Origin of the sequence: Rhizobium leguminosarum (genome assembly GCF_019798305.1) — a bacterium.
Classification (GTDB): domain Bacteria; phylum Pseudomonadota; class Alphaproteobacteria; order Rhizobiales; family Rhizobiaceae; genus Rhizobium; species Rhizobium leguminosarum_U.
In genome coordinates this window covers 425,996-444,769 of record NZ_JAAXDD010000001.1, presented here as the reverse complement: position 1 = coordinate 444,769, position 18,774 = coordinate 425,996, and the positions used below count along the sequence as shown (strand labels likewise).

Annotated in this window: 14 protein-coding genes and 1 pseudogene; 12 read left to right on the top strand and 3 right to left on the bottom strand. The window is 61.4% G+C overall.

From position 1 onward, the window contains the following. Position 1 precedes the first annotated feature (1 nt). From HFO99_RS02080 to HFO99_RS02025, 12 genes are all read left to right on the top strand, one after another. Positions 2-712, top strand: a complete 711-nt coding sequence (locus tag HFO99_RS02080) for a ribonuclease activity regulator RraA (protein WP_222358870.1) — start codon at positions 2-4, stop codon at positions 710-712. A gap of 63 nt (positions 713-775) precedes the next feature. Further along, positions 776-2,293: an aldehyde dehydrogenase (NADP(+)) gene (locus tag HFO99_RS02075; protein ID WP_222358868.1), complete on the top strand. Its 1,518-nt coding sequence runs from the start codon at positions 776-778 to the stop codon at positions 2,291-2,293. A gap of 17 nt (positions 2,294-2,310) precedes the next feature. Beyond that, the gene (locus HFO99_RS02070; protein ID WP_222358866.1) at positions 2,311-3,216 is read left to right on the top strand and encodes a 5-dehydro-4-deoxyglucarate dehydratase; all 906 of its coding nucleotides are present in this window, start codon (positions 2,311-2,313) and stop codon (positions 3,214-3,216) included. Between the two features lie 186 nt (positions 3,217-3,402). Next, complete coding sequence (locus HFO99_RS02065; RefSeq protein ID WP_222358864.1) at positions 3,403-4,923, top strand: ABC transporter substrate-binding protein; 1,521 nt, start codon at positions 3,403-3,405, stop codon at positions 4,921-4,923. A 70-nt stretch (positions 4,924-4,993) separates the two neighbouring features. Further along, complete coding sequence (locus HFO99_RS02060; protein ID WP_222358862.1) at positions 4,994-6,055, top strand: Ldh family oxidoreductase; 1,062 nt, start codon at positions 4,994-4,996, stop codon at positions 6,053-6,055. Between the two features lie 117 nt (positions 6,056-6,172). After that, complete coding sequence (gene ligD / locus HFO99_RS02055) at positions 6,173-8,818, top strand: DNA ligase D (RefSeq protein WP_222358860.1); 2,646 nt, start codon at positions 6,173-6,175, stop codon at positions 8,816-8,818. Positions 8,819-8,940: 122 nt separating this feature from the next. Beyond that, positions 8,941-9,669: a FadR/GntR family transcriptional regulator gene (locus HFO99_RS02050; RefSeq protein ID WP_222358858.1), complete on the top strand. Its 729-nt coding sequence runs from the start codon at positions 8,941-8,943 to the stop codon at positions 9,667-9,669. 21 nt (positions 9,670-9,690) lie between these two features. Then, a complete protein-coding gene (denD, locus tag HFO99_RS02045) occupies positions 9,691-10,677 on the top strand; it encodes a D-erythronate dehydrogenase (protein ID WP_222358855.1) in 987 nt (328 codons plus the stop codon). A 166-nt stretch (positions 10,678-10,843) separates the two neighbouring features. Next, positions 10,844-11,911: an ABC transporter ATP-binding protein gene (locus tag HFO99_RS02040; RefSeq protein WP_222358853.1), complete on the top strand. Its 1,068-nt coding sequence runs from the start codon at positions 10,844-10,846 to the stop codon at positions 11,909-11,911. 145 nt (positions 11,912-12,056) lie between these two features. Then, positions 12,057-13,361: an ABC transporter substrate-binding protein gene (locus tag HFO99_RS02035; protein ID WP_222358851.1), complete on the top strand. Its 1,305-nt coding sequence runs from the start codon at positions 12,057-12,059 to the stop codon at positions 13,359-13,361. A gap of 84 nt (positions 13,362-13,445) precedes the next feature. Then, positions 13,446-14,378, top strand: a complete 933-nt coding sequence (locus HFO99_RS02030; protein WP_003550789.1) for a carbohydrate ABC transporter permease — start codon at positions 13,446-13,448, stop codon at positions 14,376-14,378. A gap of 40 nt (positions 14,379-14,418) precedes the next feature. Next, on the top strand, positions 14,419-15,318 hold the full coding sequence (locus HFO99_RS02025) for a carbohydrate ABC transporter permease (protein WP_222358849.1): 900 nt from the start codon (positions 14,419-14,421) through the stop codon (positions 15,316-15,318). Between the two features lie 151 nt (positions 15,319-15,469). Here HFO99_RS02025 and HFO99_RS02020 read toward each other — a convergent pair. The 3 genes and pseudogenes from HFO99_RS02020 to HFO99_RS02010 form a co-directional block, all read right to left on the bottom strand. Next, positions 15,470-16,422: pseudogene (locus tag HFO99_RS02020) on the bottom strand (sulfonate ABC transporter substrate-binding protein). A 300-nt stretch (positions 16,423-16,722) separates the two neighbouring features. After that, complete coding sequence (locus HFO99_RS02015) at positions 16,723-17,070, bottom strand: DUF488 domain-containing protein (RefSeq protein ID WP_222358847.1); 348 nt, start codon at positions 17,068-17,070, stop codon at positions 16,723-16,725. 249 nt (positions 17,071-17,319) lie between these two features. Continuing rightward, a complete protein-coding gene (locus HFO99_RS02010) occupies positions 17,320-18,765 on the bottom strand; it encodes an aldehyde dehydrogenase (protein WP_222358845.1) in 1,446 nt (481 codons plus the stop codon). Between the last annotated feature and the right edge of the window lie 9 nt (positions 18,766-18,774).

Here is an 18,774-nt window from a genome sequence, read left to right as displayed (position 1 = left end):
AATGAACCCCGCAACCCGTGAAAAACTGATGGGTGTCTCCGTCGCAACGCTCTGTTCGGCACTGTTCAAGCGCGGCCTGAGAAACCAGACGGTCCAGGATGTTCGGCCGGTACAGCCGAAGGGCCGCAATATGGTCGGACCGGCCTTCACGCTGCGCTACATGCCGGCGCGCGAGGACCGCAACGCGATGAACGTCTTTCGCAACCCGAAACATCCGCAACGGCTTGCCATCGAGACGTGCCCGGAAGGCTCTGTTCTGGTGATGGACAGCCGCAAGGATCCGCGCGCAGCCTCTGCCGGCGACATCCTGATTACCCGCCTGATGATGCGCGGCGGCGCCGGCGTCGTCACCGATGGCGGCTTCCGGGACGCCATGACGATCGGTGGCCTTGATATCCCCGCCTATCACAACCGCCCCTCCAGCCCGACGAACCTGACGCTGCACGAGGCAATCGACATCAATGTGCCGATAGGCTGTGGCGATGTGGCGGTTTTCCCGGGCGACATCATGGTCGGCGACGACGACAGCGTGATCGTCATCCCGGCCGAGATCGCCGACGAGATCGCCGATGAAGCGGCGGAGATGACCGCTTACGAGGATTTCGTCACCGAACGCGTCAAGCAAGGTCACACGATCATTGGCCTCTACCCGGCCACCGACGAAAGCAATCTGACGCTCTTTGCCGAATGGCGTAAGGTGAATGGCCGCTAAAGCGGTGCACCTTGATTACTTCGCGCATCAGGACGGAGCGAGGCTCCGTCGAGGAGAAGAACAATGAGCTGGACCCCTTCAGGCAGGCATTTCATCGCTGGCGAGTGGATTGCCGGAACGACGACATTTCGATCCGAGCCGGCGCATGGGCAGGCACATGACTTTGCTGTCGGCACAACGGAACTGGTCGACCGCGCCTGCCGCGCCGCCGAAGCTGCTTTTGCGACATTTTCGGCAACGACACGCGAGGAGCGCGCCCTTTTCCTTGAGGCAATCGCCGAGGAGATCGACAAGCGCGGCGCGGCGGTCACCCTGATCGGAACGCAGGAAACCGGGCTTCCGGAGGGCCGGCTCAACGGCGAACGCGCTCGTACCACCGGGCAGCTCAGACTGTTTGCCGACCATATCCGCAAGGGGGCGCATCTCGACGCCCGCGTCGATGCGGCGCAACCCGATCGGCAACCGGCGCCGCGGCCCGAGATCCGTCTGGTGCAACGGCCGATCGGTCCGGTCGCCGTCTTCGGCGCTTCGAATTTTCCGCTCGCATTCTCGACCGCCGGCGGCGATACGGCAGCAGCACTTGCCGCGGGCTGCCCGGTCGTGGTGAAGGGACATTCAGCCCATCCCGGCACGGGTGAGATCATTGCCGAGGCGATTGCAGCCGCTGTCGAGCGCACTGGAATGCCGGCCGGCGTCTTCAGCCTGATCCAGGGCGGCCGCCGTGATGTCGGAACGTCGCTGGTGACGCATCCGGCCATCAAAGCCGTTGGCTTTACCGGCTCGCTCGCCGGTGGACGGGCGCTCTTCGACCTTTGCGCCCAGCGCCCTGAGCCGATCCCCTTTTTCGGGGAACTGGGCAGCGTCAATCCGATGTTTCTGCTGCCGGCCGCTACCGCTGCCCGGGCGGAGGCGATCGGTTCAGGCTGGGCCGGTTCACTGACGCTCGGTGCCGGCCAGTTCTGCACCAAGCCGGGCATCGCCGTCGTCGTCGACGGGCCGGAGGCGGACAAGTTCACTAGTGCCGCCAAGGCGGCTCTTGAAAAGGTGGCGCCGCAGACGATGCTGACCAACGGCATCGCCACGGCCTATCACGAAGGTGTCGACCGCCTGCGGGCAAGCAATGCCGTCGCGCCGGTTCTCGCTGCACTGAGCGCCGGCCGCGACGCAGCACCGAACCTGTTCGAGACCAACGGCTCGGCCTGGCTTGCCGATCACTCGCTCAGCGAAGAAGTATTCGGTCCCCTCGGCCTCGTCGTGCGCGTCGGCTCGCCTGAAAAGATGCTCACCCTTGCCGAAAGCTTCCAGGGACAGCTGACTGCGACGATCCATATGGACGATGCCGATCTGGGCCTTGCCCGCGACCTGCTACCAATCCTCGAACGGAAAGCCGGCAGAGTGCTGGTCAACGGCTTCCCGACCGGTGTCGAGGTTGTCGATTCCATGGTGCATGGCGGACCCTACCCAGCCTCGACCAACTTCGGCGCAACCAGCGTCGGGACCATGTCGATCCGCAGATTTCTGCGCCCTGTTGCCTACCAGAATTTCCCCGCCGACCTGTTGCCCCAAGACCTGCGCAACTGAAATCGAGGAGTGCCAAATTGATTGCCCCGACTGAACTTCGCGAGATCATTCGCAACGGCCTGCTGTCCTTCCCCGTCACTCCTTTCGATGCCGAAGATCGGTTTGCCACCAAGCCGTTTTCAGCGCATCTGGAATGGCTGTCATCCTACCCCGTTGCCGGCCTGATCGTTGCCGGCGGCACTGGTGAGTTGTTCTCGCTGACACCGGGTGAGGTGGTTGAGGTGGTAAAGGCCGCCCGCGCCGCGTCCGGCGATGCGCCGGTGATTGCCGGATGCGGCTACGGCACGCGGATTGCCTGCGACATGGCGCGCGAGATCGAGGCGGCCGGTGGCGACGGCATTCTTCTGCTGCCGCATTACCTGACCGAGGCGCCGGCAGATGGCATTGCCGCGCGTGTACGGGCCGTTTGCAAGGCCACCAATATGGGCGTCATCGTTTATAACCGTGGCCAGGCACGGGTTTCGGCCGAGCAGCTTGCTCAGCTTGCCGACGAATGCCCAAATCTGATCGGCTTCAAGGATGGAACCGGTGACATCGATACGGTGCGCCGTGTCACGATCGCCCTCGGCGACCGCCTTTCCTATATCGGCGGCATGCCGACACACGAACTGTTTGCTCAGGCCTATCGCGGAGCCGGCATGCCGACCTATTCCTCGGCGGTCTTCAATTTCGTGCCTGAAACGGCATTGAAATTCCATAAGGCATTCCTTGCCAGTGACGACGCTGTCTGTGAGCAGATGCTGCGCGATTTCTACTATCCCTTTGCCCGCATCCGCGATCGCAAGGCCGGTTATGCGGTATCTGCCGTCAAGGCAGGCGTGCGTTTGCGCGGCTTCGAGACGGGTCCGGTACGGGCGCCGCTGACGGATCTTACCGACGAAGAAGTCGAGATGATGCGCGAACTGATTGTTTCGGCCAGGTAAAATTGGCGCCTCCCAGACCGGGTTGAAAGCTCATACTAGGCGCGTCAAGGTTGAAGGCCGTCGTAGACTAGTATATTAGTGCACTTATGTATTAGAGTATTTCTAAGGAGATTGAGGTCGGACCACCGGAAACGGAACGCAGATTTGCTGTGAGGAGCGCCAGAGGCGCATGGGAGGAGAAACGAAATGAAATTGCATTTGTTAACTGCCTGCTTTTCAACAACGGTGCTCGCGCTGAGTTTCAGCTCAGCTCAGGCGCAGGATGCCAAAAGCAACGTCACTGTTGTGCTTGCCGAAACCGTCGATGTCGTCGAGCCCTGTATGGCAGCCCGCCAGGATGTCGGCCGGGTCATTTCAGAAAACGTCAACGAGATGCTGGTGGAATTCGACTACGTCAATGGCGGCCTCAAGCCCCGCCTGGCGACGGAGTGGTCGAAGATCGACGACAACACCTGGGAGTTCAAGCTGCGCCCGAATGTCAAATGGCACGATGGCAAGCCGTTTACCGCCAAAGATGTGCAGTTCACCATCGAGCGCAACAAAAACAAGAAGCTCAGCTGTGAGACGGGCGGCAAGTATTTCGGCGGCACGGAGTTCAGCTTCGAGACGCCCGATGCCAACACGATCCGGATTACGACAAAACCGGCGCAGCCGATTCTTCCGCTTCTGATGACGGTGATGGCGGTGGAATCGGCCGAGGCCACACCAGCCGACGAATTCACCCGTAAGCCGATTGGCACCGGACCCTATACGTTCGACAAATGGGAAATCGGCCAGTCCATCGTGCTGAAGCGCAATCCGGAATATTGGGGGGAGAAACCGCAGGTGGAACAGGCGACCTATCTGTTCCGCTCCGACAGCGCCGTTGCTGCCGCCATGGTCGATGCCGGCGAAGCCGATATCGTTCCGGCCGTCTCCGTGCAGGATGCCACCAACAAGGAAACCGATTTCGCCTACCCGAATTCCGAGACGACATCGCTGCGCATCGATACGCGCGCAGCACCCCTCAACGATCGGCGCATCCGCGAAGCGATGAACCTCGCCATCGATCGTCAGGCGATGCTTGGAACGTTGTTCCCCGAACAGGCGAAGATCGCGACACAGCTCGTCGTGCCCACAACGATCGGCTACAATGGCGATATTCCCGCTTGGCCCTATGATCCCGAAAAAGCAAAGGAACTGGTCGCAGCGGCGAAAGCGGACGGCGTCCCGGTCGATCGGGAGATCCGCATCATCGGTCGCAATGGGCAATATCCAAACGCCACCGAAGCGATGGAAGCGATGATGGCAATGCTTCAGGACGTCGGCTTGAACGTGAAGCTCGACATGTATGACGTTTCCGTGTGGAACGGCTACTTCGTTGCACCCTTTGTCGCCGATTCCGGCCCGACGCTGACCCAGTCGCAGCACGACAATGCGACCGGCGATCCCGTCTTCACCGCATTCGTGAAATACGCGACCGACGGCTCGCACTCCATGGTTCGCGATCCCACTGTCGACGCGCTGATCGCCAAGGCGACGTCTGCTACGGGAGACGAGCGCACAAAACTCTGGAAGGAGCTGTTCGCCAAGGTGAACACCGAAATCATCGCCGACATCCCGATGTTTCACATGGTCGGTTTCACCCGCGTCTCGCCGCGTCTCGACTTCAAGCCGACGATCGCGACGAATTCCGAACTGCAGCTGTCGCAGATCCGCTTCAAGTAAGCCGGCATGCCGCACTTACGCACGGGCCGCCGCAACTAGCGGCCTGTGCTTTCCGTGACGCGAGGGAGGAATGCCTATGCCCCTGATTGACCGCATTGCCCTGACCCAATTCGCCGAGCAGATACTGACCCGTGCGGGCATGGAGCCCGACAAGGCCGAAACGACTGCCGCCGTCCTGGTGGAGGGCGACATGATCGGCCACGAAACCCATGGCGTCAGCCTTTTGAACTGGTATGTCGAGGCGTTGGAAGACGGCTCGCTGGCGAAGTCGGGCAGTTATAAGGTCGTCAATGACCGCGGCGCAGCCTTTGTTTGGGACGGCAAATCCTTGCCCGGCGCATGGCTGCTGACCAAGGCGATCGAGCAGGCCTGCGAACGCGTCGGCGATTATGGCGTCGTCACCGCCGCGATCCGCAACTGCCACCATACCTGCGCGCTTTCAGCCTTCATGCGGCAGGTCACCGACCGCGGTCTGATCGTGCAACTGTCGGTCTCGCATCCCGCGGCGAGCCGCGTTGCGCCCTATGGCGGCACGAAGCCGCTCCTGACGCCCAACCCGATGGCTGCCGGATTCCCGACGTCGGAGGATCCGATCCTGATTGACGTCTCGGCCTCGATTACCACCACGACCATGACGCAAAACCTGGCCAAGGCCGGCAAGAAATTTCCTGAGGCCTGGGCTTTCACCGCCGCAGGCGAGCCGACAGATGATCCGCGCGAGGTGACCGAACGAGGCGGGACGATGATGCCCCTCGGTGGTCAGCTGAAGGGACACAAGGGCTTTGGCCTCGGGCTGATCGTCGAGTTGCTGGGGCAGGGGCTTTCCGGCAAGGGACGGGCGAACGCGCCGTCCGGCATCTTTTCGCAAAGCGCCTTCGTTCAGATCATCGACCCCGCCTTTTTCGCCGGGCTGGATGCCTTTACAATGCAGTCTGACTTTCTTGCCTCTGCATGCCGCAGCAATCCTCCCGCGCCCTGGAACAATGGCCCCGTCCGCATGCCGGGTGACAGCGCAGCGCGAAGGCGCCGCGCGGCGTTGGAAGAGGGCGTGCCGGTCGGCCACGTGGCTTGGGCGAAGCTCTGTAAACATGCCGAAATCGCAGGATTGCCAATTCCAGACGTCGCTGCGTGAGGCGCTAGCCCGCTTTCATAAGCGCGCTTTCCCTTGAAGTTCGCCAGATAGACGCTCTGATGGAACTTCCAGCCGTCGGCCGGCATTTCGCTGTCGGGGTTGCTTTGGGGAACGACCATGGCCAGTGACAAACTATCGACCTATCGATCGAAGCGCGATTTCCTAAAGACGGCCGAGCCGAGCGGTGAAAAACGCCTCGCCCGCAGCAACCGTCGTCGCTTCGTCATCCAGAAACATGATGCCACCCGGCTGCACTACGACCTGCGGCTCGAGCTCGATGGCGTCTTCAAATCCTGGGCTGTCACGAAAGGCCCATCCCTCGACCCGCACGACAAGCGGCTGGCCGTCGAGGTCGAGGATCACCCGCTGGACTATGGTGATTTCGAAGGCACCATTCCGAAAGGCCAGTATGGCGGCGGCACGGTCATGCTCTGGGATCGGGGCTATTGGGAACCGGAAGGAAAGAAGAGCCCGGAGCAGGCGCTTGCCAAGGGTGACTTCAAGTTCACCTTGGAAGGCAAGCGCCTGCACGGCAGCTTCGTGCTGGTGCGCATGCGCAATGATCGCAACGGCGGCAAGCGCACCAATTGGCTGCTGATCAAACACCACGATGAGTTCTCGGTCGAGGAGAATGGTGAAGCGATCCTCGAGGAAAATGACAGCTCCGTTGCCTCCGGCCGAACCATGGAAATGATTGCCGCCGGCAAAGGACGAAAGCCCAAGCCTTTCATGGTCGAGGATGGCGACGTTCAGGCTGATGCCGTCTGGGACAGCAATCACGGACTGGCTGCTGAAGAGCGAAAAGAGGACGCCAGAGGCGGTCGGAAATCAAAAACAGCCACCACGGTCGATTTGCCGGATTTCATTGCGCCGCAGCTCTGCCAGACCCTGGAGCGCCCTCCGGCTGGCACCGGCTGGATTCACGAGATCAAGTTCGACGGCTACCGGATCCAGTTGCGTGCGCTGGATGGCGAGGTGACGCTGAAGACGAGGAAAGGGCTCGACTGGACGGCCAAATATCCCGAGATCGCCGAGGCGGCATCGACACTGCCCGATGCGATCATCGACGGCGAGATCTGCGCCCTCGGCGACAATGGCGTACCGGATTTCGCAGCCCTGCAGGCGGCCTTGTCGGAAGGCAAGACCGGCGCGCTCGTCTATTTCGCATTCGATCTTCTCTACGAGGGAGGGGAAGATTTGCGATCTCTGCCGCTCGTCGAGCGCAAGGCGCGGCTTCAAAGCCTTCTGTCCGACGCCGGCAGCGATCCGCGCATCCGTTTCGTCGAGCATTTCGAGACTGGCGGCGATGCAGTTCTCCGGTCTGCGTGCAAGCTCTCGCTGGAAGGCATCATCTCCAAACAAGGGGATGCACCCTATCAATCCGGCCGTACCGAAAGCTGGGCGAAGTCGAAATGCCGCGCCGGCCATGAGGTGGTAATCGGCGCCTATGCCAAGACCAACGCGAAATTCCGATCCCTGTTGGTCGGCGTCTATCACGGCGACCACTTCGTCTATGTCGGCCGCGTCGGCACGGGATATGGCGCAAAGAAAGTGGAAATGCTGCTGCCGAAGTTGAAGGCGCTCGAGACGGCGAAATCGCCTTTCACCGGCGTCGGCGCACCGAAAAAGGAGGCCGAGGTCACCTGGCTGAAGCCCGAGCTCGTGGCGGAAATCGAATTCGCAGGCTGGACGGCCGACGGCATTGTCCGGCAGGCGGCCTTCAAGGGACTACGGGAAGACAAGCCGGCGAAAGAGGTCAAGGCTGAACGGCCGGCGAAGCCCGCACAAATTGACGTGCCGCAGCCGGCGGTGCAGGCGAAGGCCGGACCCACCCGTCGAAAAAGCGCCAAGGCCGAGGTCATGGGGGTGCTGGTTTCAAACCCGGACAAGCCGCTATGGCCGGACGCAAATGACGGCGAACCCGTCACCAAGGAAGAGCTGGCCCGCTACTACGAAGCCGTCGGCTCCTGGCTGATCGAGCACATCAAGGGACGCCCATGTTCGGTCATCCGCGCACCCGACGGGATCGGCGGCGAGCAATTTTTCCAGCGCCATGCGATGCCCGGCACCTCGAACCTTCTCGAACTGGTCAAGGTCTTTGGCGACAAAAAGCCCTATCTGCAGATCGACCGTGTCGAAGGCTTGGCTGCCGTCGCGCAGATCGGCGCCGTCGAGCTGCATCCCTGGAATTGCGAACCGCATCAGCCTGAGGTGCCGGGCCGGCTCGTCTTCGACCTTGATCCAGGTCCGGACGTGCCATTCTCCGCGGTCGTTTCAGCGGCCAGGGAAATGCGGGACCGTCTCGACGCGCTGGGCCTGATCAGCTTTTGCAAGACGACCGGCGGCAAGGGTCTGCACGTTGTTACTCCGCTTGCGGTCAACAAGCGCAAGCCGCTTTCGTGGGCCGAAGCGAAGGGTTTCGCCCATGATGTGTGCCAGCAGATGGCGCGCGACAATCCCGATCTCTATCTGATCAAAATGACGAAGAGCCTCAGGGACGGCCGGATCTTCCTCGACTATCTGCGCAACGACCGGATGGCGACGGCGGTGGCGCCTTTGTCACCGCGCGCCCGGCCGGGTGCCACCATCTCGATGCCACTGACCTGGACCCAGGTCAAATCGGACCTGGACCCGAAGCGCTTCACCATCCGCACCGTTCCGGCCCTGCTGTCGAAGTCCTCTGCCTGGGAAGATTACGGCGATGGCAAGCGTCCACTGGAACAGGCGATCAAGCGCCTCGGCAGAATCTCCAAAGCGGCTTGAGCTCGGTGCTGATGATATCGATTGACCAGGTTGCGGGCATGAAGCGTTGACAACCTTCTTCAGCTCAGCTCTACTGGTCCACTAACCGGACCAGTAGAGCCATGGACGAGGAGGGGAAAGCAATGGATGTTCGAGCGATGCTCGAAGACGACGTTGCGACGCTGGGCGGGGCGCCGAAGACCTCGACGAAAGACTTCGTTGTCCAGAAGATCACAACATTCATTGCAACGGGAATTCTCAAGGTCGGCGATCCGCTGCCAGGCGAGCGCGAACTGGCTTCCGCGCTCTCGGTCAGCCGCGAAACCGTGCGTGGCGCGATCCTCATCCTTTCCACCCGCGGCATCCTCTCCGTTGCGCATGGAATGCGAACCGTGGTGGCATCGGTGGACGTCGGTGAACTGGCTGTCCAAGCTGCGCGGTATCGCGACATTGCGGCCTACAATCTCGACGACGTTCATGAGGCGCGGCTTCTTATCGAAGCGCGAGTAGCAAGGGCCGCAGCCATCAAGGTCGAGGCTTCAACTCTCGATTATCTTCGCAATTCGATAGCAGCGCAGGAGGCCGCGTGTGACGATCCTGTCCGTTTTTTGATTTGCGACCGGGAATTTCACACGGCCATCTACCGTTCCAGCGGCAACGCGGTACTGGCTGATCTGGCCGCGGACCTTTACTCCTATCTGCTGAGCCACCGAAGGCGCGTCGTCTCGCAGCCCGGGAGCATCGCCTCGAGCATCGCCGATCACCGGATGATCCTCGCCGGCTTAGAGACGCGGGATCCTGACGCCGCATCCGCGGCCTTCGCGATCCACGAAACCCGTATTTATACGACGACCAAGTTACTCTTCTCGTAGTTCGCAGGGAGGCGAAACACGATGCATATTCTCATTATCGGGGCGGGAGGAATGATCGGCCGGAAGCTTGCTGCCAACTTGGCGCGCAGCGGTTCCCTCGGCGGTGATACAATCACCCGCATGACGGTCGCCGATGTCACGCCTCCGCCGGTGCCCAAAGGCGTCTCCTGGCCGGTGGAAGCGCTGGCTGCCGATATTTCCGAAAGCGGCGCAGCGGAAGCCTTGGCGGCTCGCCGGGCCGACGTGATCTTCCATCTCGCGGCGATCGTTTCCGGCGAAGCCGAGCGCAATTTCGAACTCGGCTACCGGGTCAATCTCGACGGCACGCGATTGCTGTTGGAAGCGATCCGCCGGGAGGGAACCCGCCAAGCCTATGTTCCCCGGTTCGTGTTCTCCTCGTCGATCGCGGTCTATGGCTCGCCGTTTCCAGATCCCATTCCCGACGACTACGTGCTCGCACCTCTCACCAGCTACGGAGTCCAGAAGGCGATATCCGAGCTTCTGCTTGCGGACTATTCGCGGCGCGGCTTCATCGACGGCGTCGGAATTCGGTTGCCGACCATCGTGATCCGGCCGGGTGCGCCGAACGCTGCCGCATCGGGGTTCTTTTCCGGAATCCTGCGGGAACCGCTTGCAGGCCAGCGGGCTGTTCTTCCGGTCGAGGAAACGGTCAAGCACTGGCTGGCAAGCCCGCGTTCCGCCATCAAGTTCCTGATCCATGCTGCGACGCTCGACACGGCGGCTCTGGGTGTTCGGCGCACGCTCACCATGCCGGGCGTCGCCGCCACTGTTGCCGACCAGATTGCCGCCTTGCGCCGTGCTGCCGGTCCCGAGGCAGCGGATTTGATCGATCGTCGCCGCGACGAGGTCATCGAAGCGATCGTCGCCGGATGGCCGAAATCCTTTACGCCCGAACGCGCGACGCAACTGGGTTTCGTCGCCGAAACCACGGTGGACGAGCTGATCGAGGTCTACCTCGCCGAAGACGCTCCGGGTGCGTCCAGATGAGATTGAGGGGGGCTAAAATCGCCCCATGGGAGGAGAGTACCGCCCGGGCACACCCGCATATGCGGGACTGCAGCGGCTGAGGGCCTTGAGAAGATAAGGCCGCCGGCAAGATATACGAAAATACGAAGACATAGCATGTAGCGCTCGATTTCTGGGAGGAGTGGGTATGGCAGGCGTTCAATTCGCGGATGTGCGGAAATCATTCGGGGCATTTCCGGTCATCAAAGGCGTGGATATCGACATTGCCGACGGGGAGTTCGTGATCCTGGTCGGCCCGTCGGGTTGTGGAAAGTCCACGCTGCTGCGGATGCTGGCGGGACTTGAGAATATTTCCGGCGGTGAGATCAAGATCGGCGGGCGCGTGGTTAACACGCTGCCGCCCAAGGACCGCGACATCGCCATGGTGTTCCAGAACTATGCGCTCTATCCGCATATGACGGTGGAGCAGAACATGGGTTTCTCGCTGATGCTGAACAAGGCGCCGAAGGCGGAAGCCGAGCAGCGGGTGAAATATGCCGCCGGCATCCTCGGTCTCGACAAATTGCTCGACCGTTATCCGCGCCAGCTTTCCGGCGGCCAGCGCCAGCGTGTCGCCATGGGGCGGGCGATCGTGCGCGATCCGGAAGTCTTCCTGTTCGACGAACCGCTATCCAACCTCGATGCGAAGCTGCGCGTCGCCATGCGCGCCGAGATCAAGGAACTGCACCAGCGGCTGAAAACGACGACGGTCTACGTCACCCACGACCAGATCGAGGCCATGACCATGGCCGACAAGATCGTCGTCATGCACGACGGCGTCGTCGAGCAGATCGGCACGCCGCTCGAGCTTTACGACAAGCCCGCCAATCTTTTCGTTGGCGGTTTCATCGGTTCACCGGCGATGAACATGATCAAGGGCAGGCTCGACCCTGAAAACCCCAAAAATTTCAAGGCGTCGGACGGTACGGCGCTCCCAGTCGCCAATCCGCCCGCCGACGCCATCGGCCGCGATCTCGTCTACGGGCTACGCCCGGAATACATCCTGCTCGATGCCAATGGCCTGCCGGGTGAAATCGTAGTGATCGAGCCGACCGGCTATGAGACTCATCTCATCCTCAGGCTCGGCGGCAGCGACCTCAGCTGCGTCTTCCGCGAACGCGTCAGCGCGCGGCCGGGCGAGACTCTGCGCGTTGCGATCGACGCCGCGCATGTTCATCTCTTCGATGCCGAGAGCGGCCGGAGATTGACCGACTGACGCCGTCCGGCGGCGCCCCGGAGGAGGAGCCCCCGTCGCCCGCAGACCGGCTGCACCCCGTTTCAGGGATGCAAGGGCCGTCGTTCACCAAGCGGGAGGTGAATGCCGGAGAGTTCGCACCCGCTTTTTGAAGAGGAGGAATATCATGAGGATTAAGAGACGTGACTTTCTTGCCGCCTCGGCTGCCGTTGCCGGCGCCGCCGGCCTCGGCATCCGGCCGACCTTCGCGCAGGCCGAACCGACCTATACACCGGAAAGCGGCGCCAGCCTGCGGCTGCTGCGCTGGACACCTTTCGTCAAGGGCGACGAGGAGGCCTGGCTTGCAAACACCAAGAAGTTCACAGACGCGACCGGCGTCCAGGTACGCATCGACAAGGAAAGCTGGGAAGATATCCGCCCAAAGGCGGCCGTCGCGGCCAATGTCGGCTCCGGCCCGGACCTCATCATGTGCTGGTTCGACGACGCTCACCAGTATCCCGACAAGCTGGTCGACCTGACCGAACTCGCCAACTATCTCGGCAACAAATATGGCGGCTGGTATGACGGTGTGAAGGGCTATGCCGCGCGCGGCGACACCTTCATCGCCATGCCGCTGACGGCAATCGGCAATGCGGTCGTCTATCGCGACACTCACGTGAAGGCGGCCGGCTTCAGCGAGTTCCCGAAGGACACGGCAGGATTCCTAGAGCTTTGCAAGGCGATGAAAGCCAAGGGCACGCCGGCCGGCTTCCCGCACGGCAAGGCCGTCGGCGACGGCAACAACTACGCCCATTGGCTGCTTTGGAGCCACGGCGGCAAGATGGTCGACGAAGGCAGCAAGGTAACGATCAACAGCCCGGAAACGCTGGCGTCGATCAACTACGCCAAGGAGCTCTATGCCACCTTCATTCCGGGCACGGAAAGCTGGCAGGACGTCAACAACAATCGCGCCTTCCTCGCTGGCCAGGTATCGCTGATCGCCAACGGCGTCTCGGTCTATTACACGGCCAAGAAAGACCCAAAACTTGCCGAGATCGCCAAGGACATTCGCACGACGAACTTCCCGATCGGCCCGATCGGTCAGAGCGTCGAGCTTTGCCAGACGAGCTCGCTGCTTCTCTTCAAGCACACGAAGTATCCGGAAGCGGCGAAGGCTTACATCAAGTTCATGATGGAAGCCGACCAGATGAATGCCTGGATCCAGGGCTCCAGCGCCTATTGCTGCCAGCCGCTCAAGGCTTTCGCCAACAACCCGATCTGGACATCCGATCCAGTCCATGCGCCTTACGCGCGTGCCTCGGAAAAGCTGCGTCCGAACGGCTATGCCGGACCCCTCGGTTATGCCTCGGCAGCGACCATGGCCGACTACGTGCTGGTCGACATGTATGCAGCCGCCGTCACCGGCCAGATGTCGCCCGAAGATGCGATGAAGGAAGCTGAACGCCGGGCAAACCGCTACTATCGGGTCTGACCCACGCTTCAAAACAAGCGGCATGCCGGCTTCGGCATGCCGCGAAATCCTCTGGGAGTTCAGGTGCAATCTGGGAGATAGGCAATGTCGATGGTGAATTCGGAGGACAGGCGCGGGCCGATCTCTTCGCTCCTGCAGAACAACAATGTGCTCGGCTTCCTGTTCATGCTGCCGGCGGCCGTCTTCCTCGTCTGCTTTCTTACCTATCCGCTGGGGCTCGGTGTCTGGCTCGGCTTCACCGATACGAGGATCGGCCGCGACGGCATCTTCATCGGGCTGGAGAACTACCAGTTCCTGATGGACGACAGCGTCTTTTGGCTGTCGGTCTTCAACACCATTCTCTATACCTCCGTTGCCTCGGTGCTGAAATTCGCGCTCGGCCTTTGGCTGGCGATGCTGCTCAACCAGCACCTGCCGTTCAAATCCTTCTTCCGGGCAATCGTGCTGCTTCCCTGGGTGGTGCCGACGGTGCTTTCGGCACTGGCCTTCTGGTGGATCTACGATTCCCAATTCTCGATCATCTCCTGGTCGCTGATGCAGCTGGGACTGATCAGCGGGCCGATCAACTTCCTCGGCGACCCGATCAATGCGCGCATATCCGTCATCGTCGCCAACGTCTGGCGCGGCATTCCCTTTGTGGCGATCTCGCTGCTTGCGGGCTTGCAGACGATTCCGGCGTCGCTGCAGGAGGCCGCCTCGCTCGACGGCGCCACGAGCTGGCAGCGTTTTCGCTATGTGACGCTGCCGATGCTGACGCCGATCATCGCCGTGGTGATGACCTTCTCGGTGCTCTTCACCTTTACGGATTTCCAGCTCATCTACGTGCTGACGAAGGGTGGACCCGTCAACGCGACGCATCTGATGGCGACGCTATCGTTCCAACGCGGCATTCCGGGCGGTCAGCTCGGCGAGGGTGCGGCCATTGCGGTCGCAATGGTGCCCTTCCTGCTCGGCGCGATCATGTTCAGCTTCTTCGGCCTGCAACGGCGCAAATGGCAACAGGGCGGCCAGGATTAAGGCCAGGGTTAGAGCCAAATTGGGGTTAGGGAGAGTGACGATGTCGATAAATTCAAACGCCGCCGATCAGGTCGTGACCGACAATGCCGAAGGCATGAGCTATCTCAACCGCCTGCCGCGGCGGATCGTGATGCTCTACCTGCCGATGGCCGTCTTCGTCTTCGTGCTGCTCTTCCCGTTCTATTGGATGGCGATCACCGCGGTGAAGCCGAACGACCAACTGACCGACTATAGCAACTACAGCCCCTTCTGGGTGGTGGGACCGACACTCGAGCACATCAAATACCTGTTCCTCGAGACATCCTATCCGGGCTGGCTGTGGAACACGATGCTGGTCGCGGTCTGCTCCACCTTGCTCTCGCTGGTGGCCTCAGTCTTCGGCGCCTATGCCATCGAGCGCGTCCGCTTCACCGGCTCCCGCTCGGTCGGCCTGGTGATCTTCCTTGCCTATCTCGTGCCGCCGTCGATCCTCTTCATCCCGCTTGCCTTCATTGTCTTCAAGCTCGGGATTTACGATTCGCGTCTGGCGCTGATCTTCACCTATCCGACCTTCCTCATTCCCTTCTGCACCTGGCTGCTGATGGGCTATTTCCGCTCGATCCCCTTCGAGTTGGAGGAAAGCGCGCTGGTGGACGGCGCCAACAGGTGGCAGATTCTCACCAAGATCATCCTGCCGCTCGCTGTACCCGGGCTGATTTCCGCCGGGATCTTCGCCTTCACGCTGTCCTGGAACGAATTCATCTACGCGCTGACTTTCATTCAGTCCTCGGAAAACAAAACCATCCCGGTCGGCGTGCTGACCGAACTGGTGCGCGGCGACGTTTTCGAATGGGGATCGCTGATGGCGGGCGCGCTGTTCGGTTCGCTTCCGGTGGTCATCCTCTATTCTTTCTTCGTGGACTACTACGTCTCATCGATGACCGGTGCGGTGAAGGAATAACAGGTGGCTGGATCTTTTTGACGGTCGGCGCGCTGTCCGACCTGAGGCGAGGCGGATGGCTCGGTCGACAGATTGCTCAAGCTGACCAGTGGAACCGTCATGCTACCTTCCTTCTACAGGCGGACATCCGCGTCTTCCATGTCGATGAGCACTACGCCTTGCCCTTGCGGACAACGTCCGCAATCGTCACCTCCTTGGGAATGAGCTTGAGTTTGAAAAAGGTGTCGGCGATGCTCTGCTGCTGCGCGACGACGGAGTCATCCAGGCTCTTGATCCCATAGGACTGACGTTCGAGCGCCTTGACGAGGACAGGTTCGGGGATGCCGACCGACGGTGATAGCTCTGCCGCCGCAGCCGCGGTGTCGGACTTGGTCCATTCGTCGATCTCGGAAATGGCGTCGATCAAGACATCGATCGCCTGGGCGTGGCCGTCAACCAGCGCACTCGTGCCGAGATAGAACTGGTGATTGGGAACGACGCCCTCGCCGTTTCTGAGCTCTCTCGCTTCGATCGCCACTTCCGCAGCTGCCTGGAAGGGATCCCAGATGACCCATGCATCCACCGCGCCCTTTTCGAAAGCTGCGCGGCCGTCGGCTGGAGCGAGGAAGGATGGCTCCACGTCCTCATAGGTCAGGCCGGCTTCTTCGAGCGCCTTAACGAGCAGGTAATGCACGTTCGAGCCCTTGTTGAAGGCGACCTCTTGCCCTTCAGCTCTGCAACCGACTTTATCGGGCTATCCCTAGGGACCAGTATGGCTTCGCCGCGCGGGGCGGGCGGCTCATGTGCGATATAGACAAGCGGAGCGTTCGCGGCCTGGGCGAAGATCGGTGGCGTTTCGCCGGTCGATCCGAAATCGACAGCACCGGCGTTCAGGGCCTCGAGGAGCTGCGGACCGCCCGGAAATTCGGTCCATTCAACCGTGTAGTCGATGGATTTAAGTTTCTTCTCCAGCAACCCTTTGCCCTTGAGAAGCACCAGAGTTCCATATTTCTGGTAGCCGATACGCACGACCTTATCAGCCGCGCCAGCCGGCCGGACATGCGTCAAAGGTGTCGCGATGGCACCCGCGACCAGTGCAGTGAAAGCTCGTCTTGTGATCTTCATCATACCCTCCGGAATAAGACGACGCCAAATTAAAGTGTCTCTACGTTTTTACTAGATTATACGTGCTGCTGAGCCCGCTTCTCCGGGATTCGCTTTTTTGTTCTGTCCCGGCAGCGAGCAAAAAGAACTGCGTTTGGTGATTCAGTTCCCCGCCCACGTCGTTTCCGCGATTTCAGGAGATTGAGGATTGAGCAGAGCTTTTCCACGATCGGCTGCAGTCCGGCGATATTCACGCTATTCGCGGGAGTTATCGCGCCACTGAGCGAATTTTTCGTAGATCCATGCGGCCACACCGACGTGTCAGCCTTCGCCGACGAAGCGCTGAAGAACGATAGCGTGATTGTGGTGCAGGTCTTTCGCAGCGTAGAGAAGCGTCGCGTCCTCTTGCCGGATCTGGCGTTTCAATTCCTCGACGGTCGATCGGTTCTTTTCCAGCTCGTCTCGATAGCGGCGCTGGAACTCTGTCCATTTGGCGGGGTCGTGGCCGAACCAACGGCGTAGCGCCGGGCTTGGCGCGATATCCTTCAACCAGATATCGACTGCCGCATCCTGCTTGCTCAACCCGCGAGGCCATAGCCTGTCGACCAGGATGCGCATGCCGTCCTTGTCGTCTTTCGGCTCGTAGATTCGTTTGATGTGCAAAGCCATTTGCTCGCCCGCCATAAGATCGAAACTCATTCTCGACCGAATACGTGTGACAAGTTTTGGTTCCGGACCGGAGCCCGAGAACACGTCCTGGAGCCTTTTCAAACAGGCACGGCGCTATTTCACGGCCCACGCCATACCGAAGCGCTGAAGCATCTTCCTAAGGGCGGCGCGAATCTCTTTCGCCGTCTGTGCATAGGCCGTGCCACGACCGCAATGGCGTCGTGGCACGGTGAAGCCCGTCAAACCGGCTCAGAAGGGATAGTGCTGGGCGGAATCCTCGACCGTGATCCAGCGCAGGTCGGTGAATTCGGCGATCGCCGCCTTGCCGCCGAAGCGGCCATAGCCGCTGCCTTTGACGCCGCCGAAGGGCATTTGCGCCTCGTCGTTCACCGTCGGGCCATTGATGTGGCAGATGCCGGATTCGATCCGCGCCGCAACTGCCATTGCCCGCTGGACATTGCGGCTGAAGACGGCGGAGGACAGGCCGTATTCGGTGTCGTTGGCGATGCGGATGGCTTCTTCCTCACTGGTAACGCGAATGATCGGCTTCACGGGGCCGAAGGATTCTTCCGCATAGACGCGCATCTCGGGCGTGACGTGATCGAGCAGCGTCGCCTCGACCACGGTGCCGGAGCGCTTGCCGCCGGCCACGAGTTTTGCCCCCTTGGCCGTCGCATCGGCAATCAGCTCCTCCATTTTCTTCGCCGCATCGAGGCTGATCAACGAGCCGAGAACGACATGGCCACGTGGGTCGCCGGCCGGCAGCTGGCTGGCGCGGGCGGCCAGTTTGGCGACGAACTGATCGGCGATCGTCTCGTCGACGATGATCCGCTCCGTCGACATGCAGATCTGGCCCTGATGCATGAAGGCGCCGAAAATGGCGGCATTGACGGCACCGTCGATATCGGCGTCGTCGAGGATGACCAGCGGTGCCTTGCCGCCGAGCTCAAGAAGGGCGGGTTTGAGATACCTGCCGCAGGTCTCGGCGATGATCTTGCCGACCTTGGTCGACCCGGTGAAGTTCACGCGCTTGACGGCCGGATGGGCAATCAGCGCGGCGACGATCTCGGGCGCATCTTCCGGCGCGTTGGTGAGGACGTTGATGACGCCGGCCGGCAGGCCGGCTTCGGTCAGCACTGTGGCAATAAGACGGTGCGTGCCGGGGCATTGTTCGGAGGCCTTGAGCACGACGGTATTGCCGCAGGCGATCGGCATGGCGATGGCGCGGGTGGCGAGAATGACCGGCGCGTTCCAGGGAGCGATCGCCAGGCAGACGCCCGCGGCCTGGCGAACGCCCATGGCGAGCGTGCCGGGTTTGTCGGAAGGGATGATTTCGCCTGATATCTGCGTCGTCATGGCGCCGGCCTCGCGCAGGATATTGGCGGCGAGCATGACATTGAAACCGGCCCAGGGTGCGGTTGAACCGGTCTCCTCGATCATCAGCCGGGTAAACTCGCCGACTTTGGAATCCATGATATCGGCGGCCTTCATCAGGATCGCGCGGCGCTGGCCGGGGCCGGTCTTCGACCAGGCGCCGAAGGCAGCGGCGGCGGCATCGACCGCAGCGGCCGCATCCTCCAGGCTTGCCGCGGCGGCGCGGCTTGCGAGCTTCTCGGTGAAGGGATCGATGCGATCAAAGGTCCGGCCGCTGGAGGCCGCGCGGTCGGCGCCGTTTATGAGGAGGGAAATATTCATCGGAGGTCT